The following is a 24,721-nucleotide window of genomic DNA, read 5'->3' as shown; positions in this document are numbered from 1 at the left end:
GTCGCGGATACTGGAGCAGTTATGGAATACGTGATCCTTGCCGTAGTCATCGCCGTGGTCGCCATCGGCGCGATCGCCGGCCTCGTCGTTTCCGGCAGACGACGCCAGCAACTGCCCCCGAAGTCGCAGTCGCCGGTCATCACGGCGCCGCCGACCACCCCGCAGGAGCCCCAGGTCGGCGAGGAGGCCGCGCCGCCGACCGAGGAGCCCCGCCGCACCGTCGAGGAGGTGCAGCTCCCCGAGACCGAGGCTCCGACCGAAGCCTCGACCGGAGCCCCGGCCACGGCCCCGACCGAGGTCGAGGTCGAGGCCGCCGAGGCCGAGACGGCACCCGCCGTCGAGGTCCCCGAGCCCACCGCGGGTCGGCTGGTCCGGCTGCGCTCCCGGCTCTCCCGCTCGCAGAACTCGCTCGGCAAGGGCCTGCTCTCGCTGCTCTCCCGCGAGCACCTGGACGAGGACACCTGGGAGGAGATCGAGGAGACCCTGCTGACCGCCGACGTCGGCGTGGCCCCCACCCAGGAGCTGGTCGAGCGGCTGCGCACCCGGGTGAAGGTGCTCGGCACCCGGACGCCCGACGAACTGCGCGCGCTGCTGCGCGAGGAGCTCGTCGAGCTGATCGGCAAGGACGCCGACCGCACCGTCCGCTCCACCAAGCACGCGGAGGGGCCGGCCGTGGTCCTGGTGGTCGGCGTCAACGGCGTCGGCAAGACCACCACCACCGGCAAGCTCGCCCGCGTCCTGGTCGCCGACGGCCGCAAGGTGGTGCTCGGCGCCGCCGACACCTTCCGGGCCGCCGCCGCCGACCAGCTGCAGACCTGGGGCGAGCGGGTCGGTGCGCGCACCGTGCGCGGACCGGAGGGCGGTGACCCGGCCTCGATCGCGTTCGACGCGGTCAAGGAGGGCATCGCCGAGGGCGCCGACACCGTGCTGGTGGACACCGCCGGCCGACTGCACACCAAGACCGGCCTGATGGACGAGCTGGGCAAGGTCAAGCGGGTCGTCGAGAAGCACGGCCCGGTGGACGAGGTGCTGCTGGTGCTGGACGCCACCACCGGCCAGAACGGCCTGATCCAGGCCCGGGTGTTCGCCGAGGTGGTCGACATCACCGGCATCGTGCTGACCAAGCTGGACGGCACCGCCAAGGGCGGCATCGTGGTCGCGGTCCAGCGCGACCTGGGCGTGCCGGTCAAGCTGGTCGGCCTGGGCGAGGGTGCGGACGACCTGGCGCCGTTCGAGCCGGGCGCGTTCGTGGACGCGCTGATCGGGGACTGAGGCCCCGTACGCACGAAGGGTCCGCTCCGCGAGGGGCGGGCCCTTTCGCGTTGCCGCCCGGGACCGGAGGAGCGTACCGGGGCGGAGGAGCGCGCAGAGCTGGAGGGGCGCACGCCGAGGCGCGTGCGGCGCGTGGGGCGCGCTGAGGCCTACGAGGCGAGCCAGGCGGGTTCGGCGGTGCGCTCGCGGCCGCGGTGGCAGGCGTAGGCGAGGGTGCCGAGCAGCAGCCGGGCCTCGGGCGGGCAGCCGGCGTTGTCGCGGGTGGGGCGGCGCAGCCAGCGGACCGGGCCGAGCGCGCCGAGCACGGTGGGCGGGGCGGCGACGTAGCTGCCCTCGCCGTGGCAGGTGAGGTCGAGCGCGGCGTCGTCCCAGCCCATCCGGTAGAGCAGGTCGGGCAGCCGGCGGGCGGCGCCGGCGGCGACCAGGAACTGCAGCCGGCCGGTGGGCGCGGCGAGCACCGGGCCGACCTGGGTGCCCATCCGCTCCAGCCGGACCAGCGCCTGCAGTCCGGCCTGCTCGGGAACGTCCAGGACGTCGAAGGCGCGGCCGGTGGGGAACAGCACCGAGCCCCCGGCGCGCGCCTCCCGGGACCGGTCCTCGCCGCCGGGTACGGGATGCAGGCCGGGCGCGGCGCAGCGGTCGGAGCCGCAGGGACAGCGGGTCGGGGCGGTGGCGGAGCCGGCCGGGGCGCCGGTGGCGACCGTCCAGCCCCAGCGGCCGGTGTACTCCGCGGCGGCTTGGGACGCGGTGACCTTGGTGCGGCGGCGCGCGCCCAGCGGCGTCAACCGCAGGTGTCCCAGTCGAAGTTCGCCGAACAGGTTGTCCATGCCTCCCCCAACAGGTTCCCGTCGCCGATGGTTACGGGATGGTGACTGTGTGTTGATTGTCCGTTGCGTGGTGCGTTGTGCGGTGGCGGCGTGCAGCGCCCGGTGTGCGCCTGTCGTGGTGGTGCGCCTCGAGCGCCGCCTTGTGGCTGGCGGCACCGATGCCGGATCGTGGGGTGGGCGAGGCGGCCGCCGATCAGGGTGGGCGGCGAACTCGCCTGTGACTGCGGTGGGTTGCCGGGGCTGCCGGGTTTCGCCGGTGGCCTTGGCGGCCCGCATATGCCGGGCCGTCGGACCTACCTAGTGAAGCGCGTGGGCCGTGGCTTCGGTTCACTCGTGGGGGTGGCGAAAGGTGGCGTTTCGCCAGGGCCGCTCCCGTGGGCGCCGCGCGGGGCATTACGTTCAGCACACGGACGTCTTCGTGGAATCGACTCCGGTCCGACAGGGCGCGGGAGTTGGGAACCTGACGGTCCGTCCGTAACGATGGCACACCAGTGCGAGAGCGTGGTACGGCAACACCTCAGGCACGGCACGTCTGGCAAGGGCCCGAAACCGTCGGGCGTCACGATCGGGGCCCCGAGGGGGCCGGGCGGGATGGGGACGTTCCCATGGCAGAGAAGCAACCCAACGAGAAGCTGACCACCTGGTTCGCCCGCAGCGGCTGGTCCAAGGGCGAGCTGGCCCGCCAGGTCAACCGCCGGGCCCGGCAGATCGGCGCCCACCACGTGTCCACCGACACCTCGCGGGTGCGCCGCTGGCTCGACGGCGAACAGCCCCGCGAGCCGATTCCCAAGATCATGTCGGAGCTCTTCTCCGAGCGCTTCGGCTCGGTGGTCTCGATCGAGGACCTCGGCCTGCGCGCCGCGATCCCGGTCTCCACCGTGGGCGGCGGCGTCGACCTGCCGTGGAGCGCGCCGCAGACCGTCCAGCTGATCAGCGACTACTCCCGCAGCGACCTGATGCTCAACCGCCGGGGCTTCCTCGGCACCTCGCTCGCGCTGACCGCCGGCGCAGCGCTGATCGAGCCGATGCAGCGCTGGCTCACCCCCGGCCCGACCGGCGCCCCCACCCCGATCCTCGCCGCGGCCAACGGCGGCGACCCGTTCACCGGCCGGCTGTCCGAGCCCGAGCTCGAACTGCTGGAGCAGACCACGGTCATGTTCCGGCAGTGGGACGCGCAGAACGGCGGCGGGCTGCGCCGCAAGGCCGTCGTCGGCCAGCTCCACGAGGTCACCGACCTGCTCCAGGAGACGTACAACGAGAACACCACCCGGCGGCTGTTCCGGCTCACCGCCGAACTCGCCCACCTGGCCGGGTGGATGTCGTACGACGTCGGGATGCACCCGAGTGCGCAGAAGTACTACGTGCTGGCCCTGCACGCCGCCAAGGAGGCCGGGGACCGCCCGTTCGGCGCACTCATCCTCACCGACATGAGCCGCCAGATGATCCACCTCAACCGGGGCGAGGACGCCCTGGAGCTGATCCACCTGGCGCAGTACGGCAGCCGGGACACCGCCAGCGCGCGCCAGCAGTCCCTGCTGTACGCGATGGAGGCGCGCGCCTACGCCACCATCGGCGAGGTGAACCGCTGCGCCCGGGCCGTCCGGCTGGCCGAGGACACCTTCACCGACATCCGCGAGGGGGAGGCGGAGCCGGACTGGCTGAAGTTCTTCTCGCCGGCCGAGCTGAACGCCGAGAACGCGCACTCCTTCCGCGACCTCGCGTACCACTCCGACAACGCCCAGCTGTACGCTTCGATGTCCGCGCCGGTGATGGAGCGCGCGGTCGACCTGTTCCGCCAGGACGGCGACCACGTGCGCTCGTACGCCTTCAACCTGATCGGCATGGCCAGCGTCCACCTGCTGCAGCGGGAGGCCGAGCAGGCCGCGGTGATGGCCGAGCAGGCGGTGGACATCGCGACCAAGGTGCGCTCGGAGCGGCTGAACTCCCGGGTCCGCAAGACCACCGAGGCCGCGGCCGCCCGGTTCAAGGGCGTGGACGCGGTGAGCCGGCTCAAGGAGCGCGTCGTCCAGGACATCCCCGAGTACGTCTCGGTGGTCTGAGCACCCCGAGCCCGTGGGCCGCGGACCCGGCCCGAGGACCCCGCCGACCGTGACGGCCGCCGCCGCCACGGTCGGTGGCCGTCGTGCCACCGGCTGTCCCGTTCGGCGGCACGGTAACCCGTTCGGCCCTGCGGCACGGCCGTCGTTCACGCAGGTGTAACCCGGGCGTCGCACGCGTCACGGCCGCGAAACAACGAGCCGCACTGGCCGAAACCAGCCTTCGGCACTCTCCTCTTCATCGCCGACACCCCGGGTGGCACGGGACGGGTAATCCGGGTTTGGATCGGCTTCCACGCAGAGGAGACGCCGATGCCGGACGGCTTCAGCGCGGGCGACACCGCCTTCGTGCTCATCAGTGCGGCCCTGGTCATGGTGATGACCCCGGGCCTGGCCTTCTTCTACGGGGGCATGGTCAGGGCCAAGAGCACCCTGAACATGCTGGCGATGAGCTTCCTCTCGCTCGGCATCGTCAGCGTGCTCTGGGTCCTCTACGGGTACTCGCTCAGCTTCGGACCCGACTCCTTCGCCGGTCTGATCGGCAACCTGGACTTCCTCGGGATGCGCGGCATCGGCCTGAACGACCTCACCGGGACCATCCCGGTCACCGCGTTCGCCACCTTCCAGCTGATGTTCGCGATCATCACCCCGGCGCTGATCAGCGGCGCGATCGCGGACCGGGCCAAGTTCGGCGCCTGGGGCCTGTTCATCGCGCTCTGGGTGACCGTCGTCTACTTCCCGGTCGCGCACTGGGTGTTCTTCTTCGACGGCGGCCACGGCGGCTGGCTGGGCGACCGCAACGGCGTGATCGACTTCGCCGGCGGCACGGCCGTGCACATCAACGCGGGCGTGGCCGGCCTCGCGCTCTGCCTGGTGCTGGGCAAGCGGGTCGGCTTCAAGAAGGACCCGATGCGCCCGCACAGCCTGCCGCTGGTGATGCTCGGCTCCGGGCTGCTGTGGTTCGGCTGGTTCGGCTTCAATGCGGGCTCGGCGCTGGCCGCCAACGGCGTCGCCGCGATGGCGATGGTCAACACCCAGGTCGCCACCGGTGCGGCGCTGGTCGGCTGGCTGGTCTACGAGAAGCTCAGGCACGGCGCGTTCACCACGCTGGGCGCCGCCTCCGGCGCGGTGGCCGGCCTGGTCGCGATCACCCCGGCCTGCGGCTCGGTCAGCCCGCTGGGCGCGGTGGCGATCGGCCTGATCGCCGGCGCGGTCTGCGCCGCCGCGGTCAGCCTCAAGTACCGCCTCGGCTTCGACGACTCGCTCGACGTGGTCGGCGTGCACGCGGTGGGCGGCGCGATCGGCTCGCTGCTGATCGGCCTGTTCGCCACCGGCGGGGTCGGCCAGACCGCCAAGGGCCTGTTCTACGGCGGCGGGCCGGCGCAGCTCGGCAAGCAGGCGATGGGCGTGGCCGTGGTCGCGGCGTACTCCTTCGTCCTCTCCTGGCTGCTGGCGAAGGCGATCGACAGGACGGTCGGCTTCCGGGTCGCCGAGGAGGTCGAGGTGGCCGGTATCGACCAGGCCGAACACGCCGAGTCCGCCTACGATTTCAGCGCGGTGGGCGCGGGCCTGGCGCGGGCCCTGCCGGGCCTGGTCGGTGCCGCGGCGGCCGCGAGGTCCGCGGAGAAGCCCGCCACCGGGAAGACCGCCGCCAAGGCCGCTGGGAAGGCCGCCGACAAGACCACCGCCGAGCCCGCCGAGAAGACCGAGGTCGACGCCCGATGAAGCTCATCACCGCCGTGATCAAGCCGTACCGCCTGGACGAGGTGAAGGCCGCCCTACAGGCCTTCGGGGTGCACGGCCTGACCGTCACCGAGGCCAGCGGCTACGGCCGCCAGCGCGGCCACACCGAGGTCTACCGGGGCGCCGAGTACACCGTGGACCTGGTCCCCAAGGTCAGGATCGAGGTGCTGGTCGAGGACGAGGACGCCGACGAGCTGATCGAGGTCCTGGTGAAGGCCGCCCGGACCGGCAAGATCGGCGACGGCAAGGTCTGGAGCGTCCCGGTCGACACCGCCGTCCGGGTCCGCACCGGCGAGCGCGGGCCGGACGCCCTCTGAGGGACCTTCGCCGAGGGCCCTTCGTCGAGAGACCTTCGCCGAGGGCCCTGAACCGTAGGGCCCGCCGACGGCGCATCGGCGCCGGGCCGCCCGCAGGCCGCCCGCGGACCTCCCAGCGGCCGCCCGCAGGCCGTCCGGCGCCGCCCGCTCAACCGCACGACGGACGGGACCACGCCATGACCACCGAGACCAGCCCTCCCGACTACGGCGCCGCCCGGGCCGCGCTGCTCGCCGGCCCCGGCCCGGCCGGGCGGCCCCGCCGCGCGGCTCTCGCCCGGCTCACCGACGACTGGCTGGCTGGTCTGCTCGCGGCCGCCGGCGGCCCGCCCGGCGTCGCGCTGGTCGCGGTCGGCGGCTACGGGCGCGGCGAGCTGTCCCCGCGCAGCGACCTCGACGTCCTGCTGCTGCACGACGGCCGGCTCGATCCCGACCTGCCCGAGCGGATCTGGTACCCGGTCTGGGACGCGGGCGCCGCGCTCGACCACTCGGTGCGCACCGTCGCCGAGGCCCGGTCCGTCGCCGCCGCCGACCTCAAGGCCCAGCTCGGCCTGCTGGACGCTCGCCACCTCGCCGGGGACCAGGCGCTCACCGCCGCCCTGCGCTCCGCCGTGCTCACCGACTGGCGCGCGAGCGCCCCCGCGCGCCTGCCGGAGCTGCGCGACCTCGGGCGGGAGCGGGCCGAGCGGCACGGCGAGCTGTCGTTCCTGCTGGAGCCCGACCTCAAGGAGGCCCGCGGCGGCCTGCGCGACGCCGTCGCGCTCAACGCCGTCGCCGCCACCTGGCTGGCCGACGCCCCCCGGGACGGCCTGGACGCCGCCGCGCTGCGGCTCGCCGACGTCCGCGACGCGCTGCACCTGGCCACCGGCCGGGCCACCGAGCGGCTCGGCCTCCAGGACCAGGACCAGGTCGCCGAACGGCTCGGCGTGCTGGACGCCGACACCCTGCTGCGCCAGGTCTACGAGGCCGCCCGCACCATCGCCTACGCGAGTGACGTCACCTGGCGGGCGGTGGACCGGGTGCTCGCCGCCCGGTCCGGCCGGGGCCGCCGGGCTGCCCGGTCGGCCTTCCCGTTCACCGGCGCCGGGCGCGGCGCGGGCGCGGTGGCCCGGGGCACGGTCGCGCGCCGACCGCTCGCCGAGGGCGTGGTCGAGCAGGACGGGGAGGCGGTGCTCGCCCAGGGCGCCCGCCCGGCCGCCGACCCGGTGCTGCCGCTGCGCGCCGCGGCCGCCGCCGCGCAGAACGGGCTCACCGTCTCGTACGCGACGGTGCGCCGGCTGGCCGCCGAGTGCCGCCCGCTGCCGGTGCCCTGGCCGGACGAGGCGCGCGAGCAGCTGGTCACCCTGCTGGGCGCGGGCGAGGCGGCCGTCCCGGTGTGGGAGGCGCTGGAGGCGGAGGGACTGGTCACCCGGCTGCTGCCGGACTGGGAGCGGGTGCGCTGCCGTCCGCAGCGCAACGCCGTGCACCGCTGGACGGTCGACCGGCACCTGGTGGAGACGGCGGTGCGGGCCGCGGCGATGACCCGCCGGGTGGCCCGGCCGGACCTCCTGCTGGTCGCCGCGCTGCTGCACGACATCGGCAAGGGCTGGCCCGGCGACCACAGCGAGGCCGGCGAGGTCATCGTCCGTGACATCGCCGCCCGGATGGGCTTCGGCCCCGAGGACACCGAGACCCTGGCGGTGCTGGTCCGCCACCACCTGACCCTGGTCGACACCGCGACCCGACGGGATCCGGACGACCCGGCCACCGTCGAGGCGATCACCAAGGTGGTCGGCACCGCGGCACAACTGGAGCTGCTGCACGTGCTCACCGAGGCGGACGCGCTGGCCACCGGCCCGGCCGCGTGGAGCGGCTGGCGGGCCTCGCTGGTGGACGGCCTGGCGGCCCGGGTCGCCGCCCGGCTGGCCGGCGCCTACGCCGCGCCCGTGGAGGCCGCGCCGACCGCCGCGCAGGAGCGGCTCGCGGTGGAGGCCGCCCGGACCGGCGGGCCCGCCCTGTCGCTGCTGGCGCAGTCCGAGGGGGCGGACCCGGGCGCCGAGCCGATGGGCGTCGAGCTGACCCTGGCCGTCCCGGACCGGCCCGGACTGCTCGGCACCGTCGCCGGGGTGCTCGCGCTGCACCGGCTGGCCGTCCGCTCGGCCGGCCTGCGCGAGCTGGACCCGATCGGCGCCGGCCCGGTGCTGCTGCTGTCCTGGCGGGTGGCCGCCGAGTTCGGCGAGCTGCCGGAGGCCGCCCGGTTGCGGGCCGACCTGCGCCGGGCGCTGGACGGCTCGCTGGACGTCGCGCGCCGGCTGGCCGAGCGGGACGCCGCCGCCCCGCGCCGCCGGGGCATCCCCACCCCGCCGCCGGTGGTCGCGGTGGCGCCCGCGGTGGCCTCGGCGACCGCGACCGTCCTGGAGGTCCGCGCGCACGACGCCCCGGGGCTGCTGCACCGGATCGGCCGGGCGCTGGACGGGGCGGGCGTGCGGGTGCGGACGGCGCACGTCTCGACGCTGGGCGCGGAGGCCGTCGACTCCTTCTACCTGACCGACGGGGCGGGCCGGCCGCTCGCCGCCGGGCGGGCGGGGGAGGTGGCGGCGGCGGTCCGGGCGGTGCTGGGCTGAGTCGCGCCGGGGCCGTTCGGGGCTCGCCGGGGGTCGGTCCGCCGGGGTCCGCCGACGCCTGCCGAGGTCCGTTCCGAGGCCCGTTCCGAGGCCGTGGCAACCCGGGTGGAGACCATACCCGGGGCGGCCGGATACCCTGGTGGGCGACGACCGTACCGATACCGATGCCGCAGAGGACCCGCGACGACGTGTTCGACACTCTTTCCGATCGCCTCGCAGCGACGTTCAAGAACCTCCGGGGCAAGGGCCGCCTGAGCGAGGCGGACATCGACGCCACCGCCCGCGAGATCCGCATCGCGCTGCTGGAGGCGGACGTCGCGCTGCCGGTCGTGCGGGCCTTCATCAAGCAGGTCAAGGAGCGGGCGGCCGGCGCCGAGGTCTCGGGCGCGCTCAACCCCGCGCAGCAGATCATCAAGATCGTCAACGAGGAGCTCATCGCGATCCTCGGTGGCGAGACCCGCCGGGTCCGGTTCGCCAAGAGCGGCCCGACGGTGATCATGCTCGCCGGTCTGCAGGGTGCCGGTAAGACCACCCTCGCGGGCAAGCTCGGCCACTGGCTGAAGAGCCAGAAGCACACCCCGCTGCTGGTCGCCTGCGACCTCCAGCGGCCCAACGCCGTCAACCAGCTCCAGGTGGTCGCCGAGCGCGCCGGTGTGGCCTTCTACGGCCCGCAGCCGGGCAACGGCGTCGGCGACCCGGTGCAGGTGGCCAAGGACTCGATCGAGTACGCCAAGCAGAAGCAGTACGACGTCGTCGTCGTCGACACCGCCGGACGCCTGGGCATCGACGCCGAGCTGATGCAGCAGGCCGCGGACATCCGCGCCGCGGTCAACCCGGACGAGGTCCTGTTCGTCGTCGACGCGATGATCGGCCAGGACGCGGTCACCACCGCGCAGGCCTTCCTCGACGGCGTCGACTTCACCGGTGTCGTGCTCTCCAAGCTCGACGGCGACGCCCGCGGCGGTGCCGCCCTGTCGGTCGCGCACGTCACCGGCCGGCAGATCATGTTCGCCTCCAACGGCGAGAAGGTCGACGACTTCGACGCCTTCCACCCCGACCGGATGGCCTCGCGCATCCTCGGCATGGGTGACGTCCTCTCGCTGATCGAGAAGGCCGAGCAGACCTTCTCGCAGGAGGAGGCCGAGAAGATCGCCGCCAAGCTGCGCGGCGGTCCGAAGGCGTTCACCCTGGACGACTTCCTGTCGCAGCTGGAGCAGGTCCAGAAGATGGGCTCGATCTCCAAGCTGCTGGGGATGCTGCCCGGGATGGGCCAGATCCGCGACCAGATCAACAACATCGACGACAAGGACGTCAACCGGGTCGGCGCGATCATCAAGTCGATGACCCCGGCCGAGCGCGCCGAGCCGGAGCTGATCAACGGCTCCCGCCGGGCCCGCATCGCCAAGGGCTCGGGTGTCCAGGTCGGCGAGGTGAAGAACCTGGTCGAGCGGTTCTTCGACGCCCGCAAGATGATGTCCGCGATGGCCTCCGGCAAGGGCGTGCCCGGCATGCCGGGGATCCCGGGCATGGGCGGCGGCGCCAAGAAGTCCGGCAAGAAGGCCCCGCAGGCCAAGGGCAAGCGCAAGAGCGGCAACCCGCTCAAGCGGGCGCAGGAGGAGGCCGCGGCCGCCCAGCGCCGCGCGCTCGGCCCGGGCGGCGACCAGGACCCGGCCGGCGGCGGCGCGTTCGGCCTCGGCGCGGGCAAGGGCCCGGCCGACTTCGAGCTGCCCAAGGAGTTCAAGGACCTGCTGTAGACCGGTCCGTCGTTCGAGCGGCCCGCCGTCCGGGATCTTCCGGGCGGCGGGCCGCTCGCATGCCCGATGATGGTGGTGTGCGAGTGACGATCAGGGCCCCGCGGGCCGAGGACAAGGACGTGTACGCCGAGGCGGTCCGACGGTCCGCCGACCACATCGGGCGGTGGAACCCGGTCGAGCCGGACGGCCTGGCCGAACTGCTGGACCGCCAGGGGCCGGGCCTGCGCACCTTCCTGATCGTCGACCGGGACACCGGCGGGCTGGTCGGCAAGGTGAACGTCGCCAACATCGTGATGGGCCGGTTCTGCAACGGCGCGCTGGGCTACGACGCGTACCTGCCGTTCGCCGGCACCGGGCGGATGACGGAGGGGCTGCGGCTGGTCCTGGACCGCTGCTTCGCCCCGCAGTCGGCCGGCGGGCTGGGCCTGCACCGGCTGGAGATCAACGTGCAGCCGGACAACGAGCGGTCGGTCGCGATGGCCAAGCGGCTGGGCTTCCGGCACGAGGGCTTCACCCCCCGGATGCTGTTCCTCCAGGGCGACTGGCGGGACCACGAGCGGTTCGCGCTGACCGCCGAGGAGTGGCCGGGCGCCGAGGCGTAGCCACGGGCGGGGCGCCGAGGCCCCTGAGTCACGGGTGGGGGTCCGGGCGCAGGCACTGACGGGGCGGCGGGGATCAGGCACTGGCGGGGCCCCGTCGCGGCTGGTCAGGGGCGTGCTCGGCGCGGCGTTTCGGGTGGCTCGCCCGAGCCCGCGTCCGTATCGTCCGATGGGTGACCGAACCCGTGCCGCCGCGCCAGACCCCCGACCAGCCCTGGCGGTCCGAGGGCGCCCCGCCCCCGCCGCCGCCCCGCCGCCGGATGCCCGGCGGCTGGATGGGACTCGCCCTCACCGCGCTCGTGGTGTTCCTGATCTCCGACCTGCTGCTGTCCTTCTTCGGCAACGCCGGTGCCACCACGATCTCCTACACCGAGTTCAACAACCAGCTGAACAAGGGCAACATCACCAAGATCTACTCCAAGGGCGACGCGATCGAGGGCACCCTCAAGAGCGCCCAGCCCAAGCCGGACGGCGGCAAGGGCGACTACACCGACTTCGCCACCCAGCGGCCGTCCTTCGCCAACGACAACCTGTGGACCACGCTGCAGCAGCAGGGCGTCGAGGTCACCGCCACCTCCCCGGTGGTCCAGCAGCGCAGCTTCCTCGCCAACCTGCTGATCTCGCTGGCCCCCATGGTGCTGCTGATCCTGATCTGGGTGCTGCTCGCCCGCCGGATGGCCGGCGGGCTGGGCGCCGGCGCGCTCGGCCGCAAGGCCCCGCCCAAGCCGGTCACCGCCGACCAGGGCAAGCGCACCACCTTCGCCGACGTGGCCGGCATCGACGAGGTCGAGGCCGAACTCACCGAGGTGGTCGACTTCCTGAAGAACCCGCAGCAGTACCGCAGGCTCGGCGCCAAGATGCCGCGCGGCGTGCTGCTGAGCGGCCCGCCCGGGACGGGCAAGACCCTGCTCGCCCGGGCCGTCGCCGGCGAGGCGGACGTGCCGTTCTTCTCCGCCTCCGCCTCCGAGTTCATCGAGATGATCGTCGGCGTCGGCGCCAGCCGGGTCCGTGAACTGTTCGCCGAGGCCCGCAAGGTCGCCCCGGCGATCATCTTCATCGACGAGATCGACACCATCGGCCGCCAGCGCGGCGCGGGCGGCGGCATGGGCGGGCACGACGAGCGCGAGCAGACGCTCAACCAGATCCTCACCGAGATGGACGGCTTCACCGGCTCCGAGGGCGTCATCGTGATCGCCGCGACCAACCGCGCGGACGTGCTCGACCCGGCGCTGCTGCGCCCCGGCCGGTTCGACCGGCGGATCACCGTCAGCCCGCCGGACCGGGACGGCCGCGCCGCCATCCTGCGCATCCACACCCGGACCGTCCCGCTGGCCGGCGACGCCGACCTCACCCGGCTGGCCAAGGTCACCCCCGGGATGACCGGCGCCGAACTCGCCAACCTGGTCAACGAGGCCGCCCTGCTGGCCGTCAAGCGCAAGCAGGACGCGGTGAACGAGCGGGACCTCTCGGACGCCCTGGAGAAGGTCCAGCTCGGCGCCGTCCGGCCGCTGGTGATGCCGCAGGAGGAGCGCGAGCGCACGGCCTACCACGAGAGCGGGCACGCGCTGCTGGGCATGCTGCAGCCCGGCGCCGACCCCGTCCGCAAGATCACCATCGTGCCGCGCGGCCGGGCGCTCGGCGTCACCCTGTCCACCCCGGAGAACGACCGCTACTCGTACACCGAGCCCTACCTGCGCGGCCGGATCATCGGCGCGCTCGGCGGGATGGCGGCCGAGCAGGTGGTCTACGGGGTGATCACCACCGGAGCGGAGAGCGACCTGGAGCAGGTCACCAACATCGCCCGCGGGATGGCCGGCCGGTGGGGGATGAGCGAGCGGGTCGGCCGGTTGACCGCGGTGCCCGCCGACCCGCAGGGCGCCTACGGGCTCTCCGCCGCGCCGACCACCCTCGACGCGGTGGACGAGGAGGCCCGGCGGATCGTCGCCGAGTGCTACGAGCACGCGGTACGGCTGCTGACCGAGGAGCGGGCCCGGCTGGACGCGCTGGCGGCGGCGCTGCTGGAGGCGGAGACGCTGGACGAGGAGCAGGCGTACCGGGCGGCCGGGGTGCCGCGGAAGGGCTCCGGCTCCGACGGGAAGTCGCTCGACCAGGCGTGAACCGGCGGGCTGGGGGCGCTTGCCGTGCGGGCGGGCGCCCCCGGTTTCGTCGCTGTCGGATCTGTTGTCGCCCGGGGCCGTCCGATTGCTGCCGGGGGGTCTCGTTCCCGGTGCCGCCGGGGGCTCGTCCGGGCGTCGCCGTGGGCCTCGTTCCCCGCGCCGTCGGGGCCGGTCGGCCGCCGCTACCGGGGCCGTTCGGCGACCAGGTAGCGGAAGACGTTCTCCATCCGGACCGAGCCGTCCGCGCGCAGGTACGGCTGCAGCGCCTCCTCCAGCTCCTTGGCGACCAGCGACGCGCCGGAGAACTCCTCGGCCGCCTCGAACAGGCCGGTGGAGAGCAGGCCGCGCACCGCGCTGTCCAGGTCCGCGTAGGCGAACGGGCAGCTCACCCGCCCGCTGCCGGCCGGGCGCAGGCCGGCCGGGGCGAGCAGGTCCTCCAGCGTGCCGGGCGTGCTCAGCTCGAACGGGTCGCGCGCGGTGGTCCGGCCCGCCCGCCGCCGCGCCACGTCCAGCACCGGGGCGCTCTGGCAGCGCTCCGGAGGGCCCCAGGCGGCCAGCACCACGTGCCCGCCCGGGAGGGTCAGCCGGGCGGCCTCGACGACCACCGGACCCGGCTCGGCGCAACCGGGCAACTGCTCGAAGACCGTCACCAGCGAATGGGCCGAGCGGGGGACGGCCGCGGTCGGCCGGGCCCCCGCGCACACCCGCAGCCGGCGGCCGCGGGCCAGCTCGCGCAGCTCGTCCCGCGGCTCCTGGCCGGTGACCTGGGCACCGCGCCCGGCGGCGAGCAGCAGCGCCAGCCCGGACCGGCAGCCCAGGCCCAGCACGCTGGTCGCCGGGCCGACCTCCAGCCGGTCGTGGACCGCCTCGTAGAGCGGCACCAGCATGCGCTCCTGGATCTCCGCCCAGTCGCGCGCCCGCGCGGGCCGCGCCGCCCCGGGCTGCGGGTGGTGCGGTCGTGCGCCTGTCGGTCGTGCGGTCGTGCCGGTCGTCCGAGCTGAAGCCATCGCGGCCTCCCATCCGGTCCTTCGGTGTGCTGCTACGGCTCCCCCAAAGTCCCGCCCCACTCCAGCGAACAGCGGGTCGGGCCCGGCGTCCAGAGGGGTGCAGGGTGGTGCGCGCGTGTCGCGGTCGTGCGCCCCCTGCGGTCGGCGGGTGCCGCCGTCTGCTGCCGGCGGGTGCGCGGTCGTCCGTCCGGCGGGTGCGGTGGTCGTCCGTCCGGCGGCCGCCGGCGTGTTATCGATTCGAAGTCAGGGGGCCGCGCCCCGTACCATTCGGGCCATGGCTAAGGCACCCGTTCTCACCCCTCAGGCGGAAGACTTCCCGCGCTGGTACCAGGACCTCATCAACAAGGCCGAGCTGGCCGACAACGGTCCGGTGCGCGGCACCATGGTCATCCGACCGTACGGCTACGGCCTGTGGGAGCGGATGCAGCAGGAGATGGACGCGCGGATCAAGAAGGCCGGCGCGCAGAACGCCTACTTCCCGATGTTCATCCCGCAGTCCTACCTGACCAGGGAGGCCGAGCACGTCGAGGGCTTCGCCCCCGAGCTCGCGGTGGTCACCCACGGCGGCGGCAAGCAGCTCGACGAGCCGGTCGTCGTCCGGCCCACCTCCGAGACGATCATCAACGAGTACTTCTCGAAGTGGGTGCAGAGCCACCGCGACCTGCCCCTGCTGATCAACCAGTGGGCCAACGTGGTCCGTTGGGAGCTGCGCCCGCGCGTCTTCCTGCGCACCACCGAGTTCCTCTGGCAGGAGGGCCACACCGCCCACGCCACCTACGAGGACGCCCGCGCGTACGCGTCGATGATCCACACCCAGGTCTACGGCGACTTCATGACGAACGTGCTCGGCATCGACGTCGTGCTCGGCCGCAAGACCGCCAAGGAGCGGTTCGCCGGCGCCATCAACACCCTCACCCTGGAGGGCATGATGGGCGACGGCAAGGCGCTGCAGATGGGCACCAGCCACGAGCTGGGCCAGAACTTCGCCAAGGCGTTCAACACGACCTACCAGCTCCAGGGCGCCGAGCGCGAGTACGTCTGGCAGACCTCCTGGGGCGTCTCGACCCGCATGGTCGGCGGCCTGATCATGTCCCACGGCGACGACAACGGCCTGCGGGTGCCCCCGCGACTGGCCGCCGTCCAGGCCGTCGTGCTCGCCATCAAGGGCGACGACGCGGTCATCGCCAAGGTGCGCGAGATCGGCGCCACGCTGGAGGCCGCCGGTGTCCGGGTGGTCGTCGACGACCGCACCGACACCCCGTTCGGCCGCCGCGCGGTGGACTGGGAGCTCAAGGGCGTGCCGCTGCGCATCGAGGTCGGCCCGCGCGACCTCGAGAACGGCACCGCGATGCTGGCCCGCCGGATCCCCGGCGGCAAGGAGCCCGTCTCCATCGACTCCCTGGCCGCGCTGGTCCCGGGCATCCTGGAGGAGGACCAGGCGCTGCTGCTGCGCCAGTCCCGCGAGCGCCGCGAGGCCCGTACCGTCGACGTCAGGACCATCGAGGAGGCCGCCGAGGCCGCCGCGACCGGCTGGGGCCGGATCTCCTGGGCCGACCTCGGTCCGGAGGGCGAGGCCAAGCTCGCCGAGCAGGGCGTTTCGGTGCGCTGCATTGTCGCGGCCGACGGCTCGGTGCCGCTGGCGGACGACCAGGACGGCAATATCGCGATCGTCGCCCGCGCGTACTGATGCCTGTTACCAGCAGGTAATGACCGTTGGCGGCGACATTTGCCCGGAATGCGGATGAGTAAGAATCCGGTAACTGTCCGAGAGGCGTCCCGACCGCGGACATCCCTACTGGCCGGTCAACTGCCGGTATTAACGCAATAGCGGTACGGTGTACGGCCCGTGGCCCTGTCAACTCGACGGGCCCACGGGCCGTACGTCCAGGGGGCGACAGCCCGCCCCCGGGCGGAATTCACGAGGCCCGCCGAGCTGCGGCGGGCCGAAACCGGCAGGGGGTCGGTCTTGCATCAGATCCGGAACGCGCAATTCGCGCGCGACCATGCATTCCTGGGAGTTCCCTGGGAATTCCCGAAGAACGAGAACATGCGGAACATCGGCTCGCACTCCATCGTTGGTCTAGCGTGAGCACGACACAGCCCCTCGTCCTCGCGGCCGAACTGGCCGCCGCCTGGAGTGACATCCAGGCCCACCACCAGGACCTCCCCGACCTGGCCTCGCCCGAGGCCCTGATCGGCGAATCCTCCTCGGCCTGTGGCACCCGGCTCGGTTTCGAGCGGCTCCTCCACGAGGCTGCCCACGGTCTGGCCGCGGCCCGGGACATCCGGGACACCTCGCGAGCCGGCCGCTACCACAACCGGCGCTTCCTGCTGCTCGCCTCCGAGCTCGGCCTGGCGCACCCGGTCGAACCGCACGCGAGCAGCGGCTTCTCCCAGGTGACCATGCTCAAGGAGACCCAGGAGCGCTACGCGGAGACCATCGAGCGACTGGACCGCGCCCTCGGCGCGCACCAGGAGGCGGTGGCCGGCGACGGTACGACGCGGGCCTTCCGCGGCCCGGCCGCCCGGCACGGTTCCTCCGGGGGTGGCGTCCGGGTCAAGGCGGTGTGCGGCTGCGGACGGAACGTCCGGGTCGTGCCGTCGGTGCTCGCCCAGGCGTCCATCGTCTGCGGCGCGTGCCAGCAGCCGTTCAAGATCTCGTGACCGATCGGTCCACCGGGACACCGGAGGGCCGGGCGGTCGTCGGATCGGACGACCGGCGCGTCGGATGACCGGGGTGGCGGAAGACCGTCCTGCCGGGCGACCGGTGCGGCGGAGGACTGCTGGACCGGGAGATCGCTGAACCGGAAGACCGTTGGACCGGGAGATCGGTTGGGCCCGGAGATCGGTCAGGCCGGGAGATCGGTTGGACCGGGAGATCGGTCAGGCCGGAACACCAGAAGACGGGGAAGGCCGGCGGACGGCTGTGCGGGCAGCGGATCCGGCCGGAACGAGCGGTACATCGGTGAGTTCGTGGGCGGACCGGGAGCGAGGGCTCCCGGTCGCGCCTTGTGAACGGGCCTGCGGAGGCAGTCGGGGGGCGGCCTCCGGAGGGTCTCGCGCGGCCCGCGGACAGCCGGGCGCGCGGCGCCGGGGTACGGCTGAGAAGCGGCCGGGATGCGTCCCGCGGATGGCCGAGCGAAGGCGGTTCGCGCCGGTATGGCAGAATGGACAGCTGAGTACTCGGCAGCCGAGCAGGACCCCTCTCTCCTACGGCTGGCGTGTCCCTTGAACGGCCCACGGCGCAACCCCACGCGACGGCGCGGCCGCTCACCCACGTCAACACCAGGAGAATCCACTCCCGTGGCAGTCAAGATCAAGCTCAAGCGTCTCGGCAAGATTCGCTCCCCGCACTACCGCATCGTCGTCGCCGACTCGCGCACCAAGCGTGACGGCCGCGCGATCGAGGAGATCGGCATCTACCAGCCGACCTACAACCCCTCGAAGATCGAGGTCGACACCGACCGCGCCCAGTACTGGCTGTCCGTCGGCGCCCAGCCGACCGAGCCGGTGCTCGCCATCCTCAAGCTGACCGGCGACTGGCAGAAGTTCAAGGGCCTCCCGGCCCCGGCGCCGCTGCTGGTCGCCGAGCCCAAGGTCGAGGACTTCTCGCACCTGTTCGCGAAGGCCGTCGCCGGCTTCGAGGACGCCACCACCGGTGTTGCCATCACCCCGAAGGCCAAGAAGTCGGACAAGGTCGAGGCTGAGGCCGACGCCGCCGCCGAGGCCTGAGCGTGATCGAGGACGCCCTCGACCACTTGGTGAAGGGCATCGTCGAGCACCCCGACGACGTGCAGGTGCGCTCGCGCAACCTGCGTCGGGGCAACACCATCGAGGTGCGAGTGCACCCCGATGACCTCGGCAAGGTGATCGGCCGGGGTGGCCGTACGGCGCGCGCACTGCGCACCGTCGTCGGCGCCCTCGGCGGTCACAACGTCCGGGTCGACCTGGTCGACGTGGACAACATTCGCTGACACAGCTGCTCGTTCAGCCGTCAGGGCTTGTGAGGCCGACCGGGACGCATGTCGTCCCGGTCGGCCTTTTCGCGTTTCTCGCGCTTTCCGCATTCCGTCCCGCTCTAGGAACTCCAGGAGAACGATCACCGTGCAGCTCGTCGTCGGCAAGATCGGCCGCGCCCACGGCATCAGGGGGGACGTCAGCGTCGAGGTCCGCACCGACGAGCCGGAGCTCCGGCTCGGCCCCGGTGCCGTCCTGTTCACCGACCCCGCGTCGGTGGGACCGCTGACCATCGAGTCCGGCAAGGTGCACAGCGGCCGGTTGCTGCTGCGCTTCGCCGGCGTCAAGGACCGCAACGCGGCGGAGGCGCTGCGGGGCACGCTGCTCATCTCCGAGGTCGACCCGGAGGAGAGCCCCGAGGACCCGGAGGAGTACTACGACCACCAGCTGATCGGCCTGGACGTGGTGCTGCTCGACGGCACCCTCGTCGGTGAGCTGACCGAGGTCGTCCACCTGCCGTACCAGGACCTGCTCACGGTGGAGAAGGCCGACGGGACGGAGGTGCTGGTGCCCTTCGTCCGCCAGATCGTGCCGACCATCGACCTGGAGAACCAGCGCGCCGTGATCACCCCGCCGGTCGGCCTGATCGAACCCGAACAGGCCGAGGTCGCCCGTGGCGCTTCCGCCGAGGGCGAGGAGGCTGAGGACACCGAGAGCGCTGAGGGTGTCGAGGTTGTCGACGGCGCCGAGGGCGCGGCCGGTGCCAAGGGCGCGGAGGGGTCGAAGTGACGGTGGAGGAGGGCGTCGCGCAGGTCCAGAACGGGATGCGGATCGACGTCGTCTCGATCTTCCCCGAGTACCTGGAACCGCTGAACATCTCGCTGGTCGGCAAGGCCCGCTCCCGCGGCCAGCTGGACGTGCACGTCCACGACCTGCGCGAGTGGACCCACGACGTTCACCGGACGGTGGACGACAGCCCGTACGGCGGCGGCCCCGGCATGGTGATGAAGCCCGAGCCGTGGGGCGAGGCGCTGGACGCGGTGGTCGCCGGCGGGCCCGAGGGCCAGCTGCCGACGCTCGTCGTGCCCACCCCCAGCGGGCGGCCGTTCACGCAGGAACTCGCCCAGGAGCTGGCGAGCCGCCCCTGGCTGGCGTTCACCCCCGCCCGGTACGAGGGCATCGACCGGCGGGTCATCGAGGAGGCGGCCACCCGGATGCCGGTGGTCGAGGCCTCGATCGGCGACTACGTGCTGGCCGGCGGCGAGGTTGCCGTGCTGGTGATGGTCGAGGCGATCGCCCGGCTGCTGCCCGGGGTGCTCGGCAACGCCGAGTCCCACCGGGACGACTCCTTCGCGCCCGGCGCGATGGCCGACCTGCTGGAGGGCCCGGTCTACACCAAGCCCGCCGAGTGGCGCGGCCGGACCGTGCCGGACGTGCTGCTCAGCGGAAACCACGGCCGGATCGCCCGCTGGCGGCGGGAACAGGCCTTCGCCCGGACCCTGGCGAACCGCACCGACCTGGTCGAGCGCTGGCGCTACGGCGCCTTCGACAAGAAGGATCGGGAGGCGCTCAGCATCCTCGGCCTGGCCTGGGACGAGGAGCTCGGCCGATTTCGGTCCGTGGCCGTTGGTGTGGAAGAATAGGCCGCTGTTGTCTGTCGCTGGGCCCCCTTCGTAGGGGCCACGTGGACCGGCGCCCTCGCCACGGGGGGATCGTCGTCAGCCGATGCGGCCCGCAGCAAACCCCATTGTGACGAACTTCCGTGGGCGGCCCGTGGCGCCTGCGATGGAGAGCAACATGAGCAACAAGCTCGCTGCTGTCGACGCGGCCTCGCTGCGTAGCGACATTCCGGCCTTCCGTGCCGGTGACACCCTGAAGGTCCACGTCCGGGTCATCGAGGGCAACCGCTCCCGTGTCCAGGTCTTCCAGGGCGTCGTCATCCGCCGCCACGGCGCCGGCGTCGGTGAGACCTTCACCGTTCGCAAGGTCAGCTTCAACGTCGGCGTGGAGCGCACCTTCCCGGTGCACACCCCGGTCGTCGAGAAGATCGAGGTCGTGACCCGCGGTGCGGTTCGCCGCGCCAAGCTGTACTACCTGCGTGACCTCCGCGGCAAGGCCGCGAAGATCAAGGAGAAGCGCGACCGCTGATCCACCGTCCCCCGGCCTCGCCGGGGGATCGGATCGCTCCGAGGGGCCGGGCCACCGCACGGTAAGCTCAGCCCCCGATGAGCACGCACGAACCACCCGCGGACCGCGACGGCAGTCCCGCACCCACCGGTGCGGACTCGCTGTCGCGGTCCGCGGTCGTTTCCGGGGTCGTCCCGGGGCCCGGCGGGGAGGGATCCGGCCCCGGTGGGGATCCGCGGGCGGACGCCGGGGGTGCGCCGGAGGGCGAGGTCGCGTCCGAGGACGAGAACGCGCCAGAGGACGAGAGCGCGCCAGAGAGTGAGAACGCACGGGGGGATGAGAGCGCACCGGGGGATGAGGAGCCGGGCCACTCGCGCTCGCGGGACCTGTTGCTGCTGGTGGGGATCTGCCTGCTGGCCCTGCTGCTGGTGAACGCCTTCGTCGCGCGCCCGTTCTCGGTGCCGTCCGGGTCGATGGAGGAGACCCTGCGTCCGGGCGACCGGCTGATCGCGAACCAGCTCGCCTACGCCTTCGGCGGCCACCCCCAGCGGGGCGACGTCGTGGTCTTCGACGGGACGGGCTCCTTCCTGCCGGAGTCGGGCGGGCCGACCGGCTTCCGGGACGGGCTGAGCTCGCTCGGCCGGGACCTCGGGCTGGCCCCGGCCGGGAACACGGTCTACGTCAAACGGGTGATCGGCGTCGGCGGGGACCGGGTGACCAGCACCGGCCCGGGCGGGCCGATCACCGTCAACGGGGTGCCGATCGACGAGTCCTCCTACCTGGCCCCGGGGGACCAGCCGTCGAGTGTGGCTTTCGACGTGGTGGTGCCGACCGGCAAGCTCTGGGTGATGGGGGACCACCGCAGCGCCTCCCGCGACTCGCGCGACCACCTCGGCGAGCCCGGCGGCGGCTTCGTGCCCGAGAGCAGGGTGATCGGCCGGGCGGACTGGGTGGTCTACCCGTTCTCGCGCTTGACCGGCCTGGACCGGCCCGCGGCCTTCGCCGCGACTGCGGGAACGGGCGGTCATGGGGAGCAGGGGTAGCAGAGGCAGGGACCGGCTGGCGGACCGCCCGGGCCCGGAGCCGGACGCCGGCGGACCGGTCGGCGCCGGATCGGCAGGTGCCGGATCCGCGGATGCCGGATCGGCGAGTGCCGGATCCGTGAGTGCCGGATCTGACGGTGCCGGGCCAGGAGGCGCCTCCCCCGGGGGTGCGGGCCCGGCCGCGGTGCTGCCCGTCCGGGGCCGGGCCGATCGCCGCCGCAGCGCCCGACGCGCGGCCCGGCGGCGCAAGCGGTCGCTGCTGCGGGAGTTCCCGCTGATCATCGTGGTGGCGCTGCTGGTCGCGCTGGTGATGAAGACCTTCCTGCTCCAGGTGTTCGTGATCCCCTCCGGCTCGATGGAGCAGACCATCCAGGTGGGGGACCGGGTGCTGGTGGACAAGCTGACCCCCTGGTTCGGCAGCGAGCCGCAGCGCGGCGACGTGGTGGTGTTCAAGGATCCGGGCGGCTGGCTGGAGAACGACCACAAGCCGTCCGACGACGGTCCGGTGCTGGGGGCGGCCAAGCAGGTCCTCACCTTCGTCGGGCTGCTGCCGTCGGACAGCGAGCAGGACTTGATCAAACGGGTCATCGGCGTCGGCGGGGACACCGTGGAGTGCTGCGACGCGCAGGGTCGGTTGAGCGTCAACGGCACGCCGGTGGACGAGCCGTACCTCGCGCCCGCCAACCCGCCGTCCCGGCAGCCCTTCAAGGTGCAGGTGCCGCAGGGTCGGCTCTGGGTCATGGGCGACCACCGGGACGTGTCCGCCGACTCCCGCTTCCACATGGGGAACCCGGGGCAGGGGACCATCCCGCTGAGCGGTGTGGTCGGCCGGGCCTTCATGAACGCCTGGCCGCTGGACCGCCTCCATCAACTTGACGTGCCGAGTTCACTCTCCTCGTTGGCGCGGGCTCCGCAGGCGCGCGGAACTGCGCCGGAATCCGTGGGCGTTGGGCCGGTTCCGATGGAACCTCCGCTCGTTATGGGTGTGTTGGGCATCTTTCCGGCCGTCGTTCGCCGGTCAGGGCGGCCGCCCGAGTGAGCCGGGCCGGGCGTCTCGCGGCCGGTCCGCGCGCGTGGGACCGCGAGCCGGATGCCTTGGAGTGATAGAGAAGTGCAGGTGCGGCCGGGAGGTCCCGGTCGTGCGTCGAGGCTGTGCTGGTGTCAGGGGAGCCCGTGATGGGCAGTCCCGAAGCGTCCATGGTCGTGGTGAGCGTGGTGCCCGCTGTGCGGCACTGTGAGCGCGGGCGCTCGGGCGTCCGCACAGCAGGGAGGAGACGTTGTGGGGGATGTGGTGATCGGCGCCCGCTCAGGTGCCGGCGAGCCCGAAGGCTCTGGCGGTCGAGCGGCCCGGTCCGCTGAGTCCGGTGCGTCCTCGGCCTCGGTCGAGGACGCGGCGGCCCAGACCGCCGACGAGCATGGCGACGGGACGGAGGGCCCCACCGGGGGCTCTTCGGAGTCCCACCGGCCCGACGCCGAGTCGGCGGACCAGTCGGAGTCGCAGGCCCCCGGCAAGCAGCGCAAGCAGCGTTCCTTCTGGAAGGAACTGCCGATCCTGGTCGGCATCGCGCTGGTCCTGGCGCTAGTGATCAAGACCTTCTTCGTCCAGGCCTTCTCCATTCCGTCGGAGTCGATGCAGAACACGTTGCAGGTCGGTGACCGTGTCCTGGTGGACAAGCTGACCCCCTGGTTCGGCGCGGAGCCCGAGCGTGGTGAGGTCGTGGTGTTCCATGACCCGGGCGGCTGGCTGAACGACGAGCCGACCCCGCAGAGCAGCAACTCCTTCGTCCGGGGCGTCCAGGACGTGCTCAGCTTCGTCGGTCTGATGCCGTCGGCCAACGAGAAGGACCTGATCAAGCGGGTCATCGCGGTCGGCGGGGACACCGTCGAGTGCCAGGGCACCGGGCCGGTGAAGGTCAACGGCGTCGCGCTCAACGAGCCGTACGTCTACCAGGGCAACACCCCCTGCGGTGACCACCCGTTCGACCCGGTGAAGGTGCCTAACGGCCGGATCTGGGTGATGGGCGACCACCGTGCCGACTCGCTGGACTCCCGCTTCCACATGGACCAGCCGGGTGGCGGCACCGTTCCGGTGGGCAACGTGATCGGGCGGGCCTTCGTCGTGGCCTGGCCGGTCGGTCACTGGTCGACGCTCTCGGTGCCGAACACCTTCGACCAGAAGGGCCTGGCGGCGGCCGCGCCTCTGGCGCCTCCCGTGGCCGGCGCGGTGGGCGCGGTCGCGCTGCTCCCGCTGGTGCGTCGGGTGCGGGAGCGGAGGGACGGCCGGAAGGACTCCTGAGCTCCACCGGGTTCTCCTCAGCCCTTGCGCGGGCCGTGGTACCGACGAGTAATCTGCTCGGACGTGCCACGGCCCGTCGGCTTTTCTGCCGGTGCCCCCGGCGTGCCAGTGGTGTTCTCCGGTCGGCCAGAGGTGGACGGTTTCGATGAGCGGTGTCGTTGAGCAGACGGCCGACCACCCGGCTTCGCCCGCCCGTCCGGGCCGCCGGCCCGCGGCGGTGCTGCAGGGCGTCGCGCTCGCGCTCGGGCTGGTGCTGATGATCGGCGGCTTCGCCTTGATCGCGATCGACTACCGGCCGTACAGCATCCCGACCGCCTCGATGTCCCCCACGCTTCGGATCGGGGACACCGTGCTCGCCCGGAAGATCGGCGGCGGGGCCGTCGGCCGGGGGGACGTGGTGGTCTTCCGGGACCAGGACTGGGGTGGCGAGCTCATGGTCAAGCGCGTGGTCGCGGTCGGCGGGGACACCGTCGCGGCCACCGGCAACGACCACCGGCTGACGGTCGACGGACAAGTGGTGGAGGAGCCGTACCTCGCGGCGCAGGGCCCGCAAGGCTCTTCGTTCAGCGTCACGGTGCCGCCGGGGCGGCTGTTCCTGCTCGGCGACAACCGGCTGGGCTCGCTCGACTCCCGCGCCCACCTGGAGGTCGACGGCGGGACCGTCCCGGCCGGTGCGGTGGAGGCCAGGGTCGAGGCCACCCTGATGCCGTTCGGCAGGACGGGCGACCTCGGCCGGACCGCGGCCTTCGACGGGCTTCCCGGACCGAAGGCCGGTGCGCCCGGGCCGCTGCAACCGGCGGCCTTCGCGACCGTTGCGGGCGCGGCGCTGATCCTCGTGACTTCGGCGGTGGGCGGGGTGGCGGGCCTGGCCCGCCGGCTCAGCCGGGGGCGCAGCTCCTGATCGCGGTCGTCGCGGCCCGGGCCGCTCTGCCGAACATCGCCCCGGACGGCGGCGCCGGGTGGCAGGATCGGTAGCGCCACCGACGCGAACGGAAGGAGCGTGGA

Annotated in this window: 21 protein-coding genes; 19 read left to right on the top strand and 2 right to left on the bottom strand. The window is 73.1% G+C overall.

What is annotated here, in order from left to right:
• Positions 1 to 21: 21 nt before the first annotated feature.
• Complete coding sequence (gene ftsY / locus ACFWPT_RS16105) at positions 22 to 1,272, top strand: signal recognition particle-docking protein FtsY (protein WP_063347687.1); 1,251 nt, start codon at positions 22 to 24, stop codon at positions 1,270 to 1,272.
• A gap of 149 nt (positions 1,273 to 1,421) precedes the next feature.
• Here the strand turns inward: ftsY and ACFWPT_RS16100 are convergent, their stop codons facing one another.
• The gene (locus tag ACFWPT_RS16100; RefSeq protein ID WP_063347686.1) at positions 1,422 to 2,099 is read right to left on the bottom strand and encodes a bifunctional DNA primase/polymerase; all 678 of its coding nucleotides are present in this window, start codon (positions 2,097 to 2,099) and stop codon (positions 1,422 to 1,424) included.
• Positions 2,100 to 2,704: 605 nt separating this feature from the next.
• On the opposite strand from ACFWPT_RS16100, the gene ACFWPT_RS16095 reads away from it, so the two are divergent.
• The 7 genes from ACFWPT_RS16095 (at position 2,705) to ftsH (ending at position 13,286) form a co-directional block, all read left to right on the top strand.
• Positions 2,705 to 4,159, top strand: a complete 1,455-nt coding sequence (locus ACFWPT_RS16095) for a hypothetical protein (protein WP_363375923.1) — start codon at positions 2,705 to 2,707, stop codon at positions 4,157 to 4,159.
• Between the two features lie 309 nt (positions 4,160 to 4,468).
• Complete coding sequence (locus tag ACFWPT_RS16090) at positions 4,469 to 5,881, top strand: ammonium transporter (protein WP_380376637.1); 1,413 nt, start codon at positions 4,469 to 4,471, stop codon at positions 5,879 to 5,881.
• On the top strand, positions 5,878 to 6,216 hold the full coding sequence (locus ACFWPT_RS16085; protein WP_063347683.1) for a P-II family nitrogen regulator: 339 nt from the start codon (positions 5,878 to 5,880) through the stop codon (positions 6,214 to 6,216). Before ACFWPT_RS16090 ends, ACFWPT_RS16085 begins: the two co-directional genes overlap by 4 nt.
• A gap of 176 nt (positions 6,217 to 6,392) precedes the next feature.
• Entirely contained in the window at positions 6,393 to 8,816 is a 2,424-nt protein-coding gene (locus tag ACFWPT_RS16080) for a [protein-PII] uridylyltransferase (protein WP_380482288.1), read from the top strand.
• A 188-nt stretch (positions 8,817 to 9,004) separates the two neighbouring features.
• Positions 9,005 to 10,570 carry a signal recognition particle protein gene (gene ffh / locus ACFWPT_RS16075; protein ID WP_380376652.1) on the top strand — a complete coding sequence of 522 codons (1,566 nt, stop codon included), beginning with the start codon at positions 9,005 to 9,007 and terminating at the stop codon, positions 10,568 to 10,570.
• 59 nt (positions 10,571 to 10,629) lie between these two features.
• Positions 10,630 to 11,172 carry a GNAT family protein gene (locus ACFWPT_RS16070; protein ID WP_363375916.1) on the top strand — a complete coding sequence of 181 codons (543 nt, stop codon included), beginning with the start codon at positions 10,630 to 10,632 and terminating at the stop codon, positions 11,170 to 11,172.
• 170 nt (positions 11,173 to 11,342) lie between these two features.
• The gene (gene ftsH / locus ACFWPT_RS16065; protein WP_380376643.1) at positions 11,343 to 13,286 is read left to right on the top strand and encodes an ATP-dependent zinc metalloprotease FtsH; all 1,944 of its coding nucleotides are present in this window, start codon (positions 11,343 to 11,345) and stop codon (positions 13,284 to 13,286) included.
• Positions 13,287 to 13,468: 182 nt separating this feature from the next.
• On the opposite strand, the gene ACFWPT_RS16060 is transcribed toward ftsH, so the two are convergent.
• Positions 13,469 to 14,293 (bottom strand): class I SAM-dependent methyltransferase, encoded by an 825-nt coding sequence (locus tag ACFWPT_RS16060; protein WP_380482286.1) that lies wholly within the window; start codon positions 14,291 to 14,293, stop codon positions 13,469 to 13,471.
• 274 nt (positions 14,294 to 14,567) lie between these two features.
• Here ACFWPT_RS16060 and proS point away from each other — a divergent pair, with 274 nt between their 5' ends.
• The 11 genes from proS (at position 14,568) to lepB (ACFWPT_RS16005) (ending at position 24,617) form a co-directional block, all read left to right on the top strand.
• On the top strand, positions 14,568 to 15,980 hold the full coding sequence (gene proS, locus ACFWPT_RS16055) for a proline--tRNA ligase (RefSeq protein ID WP_380482284.1): 1,413 nt from the start codon (positions 14,568 to 14,570) through the stop codon (positions 15,978 to 15,980).
• A 398-nt stretch (positions 15,981 to 16,378) separates the two neighbouring features.
• Entirely contained in the window at positions 16,379 to 16,957 is a 579-nt protein-coding gene (locus ACFWPT_RS16050; RefSeq protein ID WP_063347677.1) for a hypothetical protein, read from the top strand.
• Between the two features lie 639 nt (positions 16,958 to 17,596).
• Positions 17,597 to 18,025 carry a 30S ribosomal protein S16 gene (gene rpsP, locus ACFWPT_RS16045; RefSeq protein ID WP_063347676.1) on the top strand — a complete coding sequence of 143 codons (429 nt, stop codon included), beginning with the start codon at positions 17,597 to 17,599 and terminating at the stop codon, positions 18,023 to 18,025.
• A 2-nt stretch (positions 18,026 to 18,027) separates the two neighbouring features.
• Positions 18,028 to 18,267 (top strand): RNA-binding protein, encoded by a 240-nt coding sequence (locus tag ACFWPT_RS16040; protein WP_063347675.1) that lies wholly within the window; start codon positions 18,028 to 18,030, stop codon positions 18,265 to 18,267.
• A 130-nt stretch (positions 18,268 to 18,397) separates the two neighbouring features.
• On the top strand, positions 18,398 to 19,039 hold the full coding sequence (gene rimM / locus ACFWPT_RS16035) for a ribosome maturation factor RimM (RefSeq protein ID WP_380482282.1): 642 nt from the start codon (positions 18,398 to 18,400) through the stop codon (positions 19,037 to 19,039).
• A gap of 35 nt (positions 19,040 to 19,074) precedes the next feature.
• Positions 19,075 to 19,893, top strand: coding sequence for a tRNA (guanosine(37)-N1)-methyltransferase TrmD (trmD, locus tag ACFWPT_RS16030; protein ID WP_063351119.1), 819 nt, complete (start codon positions 19,075 to 19,077; stop codon positions 19,891 to 19,893).
• A gap of 154 nt (positions 19,894 to 20,047) precedes the next feature.
• Complete coding sequence (gene rplS, locus ACFWPT_RS16025; protein WP_063347674.1) at positions 20,048 to 20,398, top strand: 50S ribosomal protein L19; 351 nt, start codon at positions 20,048 to 20,050, stop codon at positions 20,396 to 20,398.
• Positions 20,399 to 20,766: 368 nt separating this feature from the next.
• Positions 20,767 to 21,420 (top strand): signal peptidase I, encoded by a 654-nt coding sequence (gene lepB, locus ACFWPT_RS16020; RefSeq protein WP_380377527.1) that lies wholly within the window; start codon positions 20,767 to 20,769, stop codon positions 21,418 to 21,420.
• 118 nt (positions 21,421 to 21,538) lie between these two features.
• Positions 21,539 to 22,459, top strand: coding sequence for a signal peptidase I (lepB, locus tag ACFWPT_RS16015; protein ID WP_380482280.1), 921 nt, complete (start codon positions 21,539 to 21,541; stop codon positions 22,457 to 22,459).
• Between the two features lie 240 nt (positions 22,460 to 22,699).
• Positions 22,700 to 23,716, top strand: a complete 1,017-nt coding sequence (gene lepB, locus ACFWPT_RS16010; RefSeq protein WP_208869071.1) for a signal peptidase I — start codon at positions 22,700 to 22,702, stop codon at positions 23,714 to 23,716.
• Positions 23,717 to 23,861: 145 nt separating this feature from the next.
• Positions 23,862 to 24,617 (top strand): signal peptidase I, encoded by a 756-nt coding sequence (lepB, locus tag ACFWPT_RS16005; protein WP_380482277.1) that lies wholly within the window; start codon positions 23,862 to 23,864, stop codon positions 24,615 to 24,617.
• Positions 24,618 to 24,721 lie beyond the last annotated feature (104 nt).

The sequence above is a fragment of the Kitasatospora sp. NPDC058478 genome (genome assembly GCF_042720345.1).
Classification (GTDB): domain Bacteria; phylum Actinomycetota; class Actinomycetes; order Streptomycetales; family Streptomycetaceae; genus Kitasatospora.
This window is presented reverse-complemented; position numbering and strand designations above follow the sequence as displayed.

Excerpts from the sequence above, each read along its gene's own strand:
- ftsY (WP_063347687.1), top strand. The coding sequence starts at position 22 with ATGGAATACGTGATCCTTGCCGTAGTCATCGCCGTGGTCGCCATCGGC.
- ACFWPT_RS16100 (WP_063347686.1), bottom strand. The coding sequence starts at position 2,099 with ATGGACAACCTGTTCGGCGAACTTCGACTGGGACACCTGCGGTTGACG.
- ACFWPT_RS16095 (WP_363375923.1), top strand. The coding sequence starts at position 2,705 with ATGGCAGAGAAGCAACCCAACGAGAAGCTGACCACCTGGTTCGCCCGC.
- ACFWPT_RS16090 (WP_380376637.1), top strand. The coding sequence starts at position 4,469 with ATGCCGGACGGCTTCAGCGCGGGCGACACCGCCTTCGTGCTCATCAGT.
- ACFWPT_RS16085 (WP_063347683.1), top strand. The coding sequence starts at position 5,878 with ATGAAGCTCATCACCGCCGTGATCAAGCCGTACCGCCTGGACGAGGTG.
- ACFWPT_RS16080 (WP_380482288.1), top strand. The coding sequence starts at position 6,393 with ATGACCACCGAGACCAGCCCTCCCGACTACGGCGCCGCCCGGGCCGCG.
- ACFWPT_RS16070 (WP_363375916.1), top strand. The coding sequence starts at position 10,630 with ATGCCCGATGATGGTGGTGTGCGAGTGACGATCAGGGCCCCGCGGGCC.
- ACFWPT_RS16060 (WP_380482286.1), bottom strand. The coding sequence starts at position 14,293 with ATGGCTTCAGCTCGGACGACCGGCACGACCGCACGACCGACAGGCGCA.
- proS (WP_380482284.1), top strand. The coding sequence starts at position 14,568 with ATGGCTAAGGCACCCGTTCTCACCCCTCAGGCGGAAGACTTCCCGCGC.
- trmD (WP_063351119.1), top strand. The coding sequence starts at position 19,075 with ATGCGGATCGACGTCGTCTCGATCTTCCCCGAGTACCTGGAACCGCTG.
- rplS (WP_063347674.1), top strand. The coding sequence starts at position 20,048 with ATGAGCAACAAGCTCGCTGCTGTCGACGCGGCCTCGCTGCGTAGCGAC.
- lepB (WP_380482277.1), top strand. The coding sequence starts at position 23,862 with ATGAGCGGTGTCGTTGAGCAGACGGCCGACCACCCGGCTTCGCCCGCC.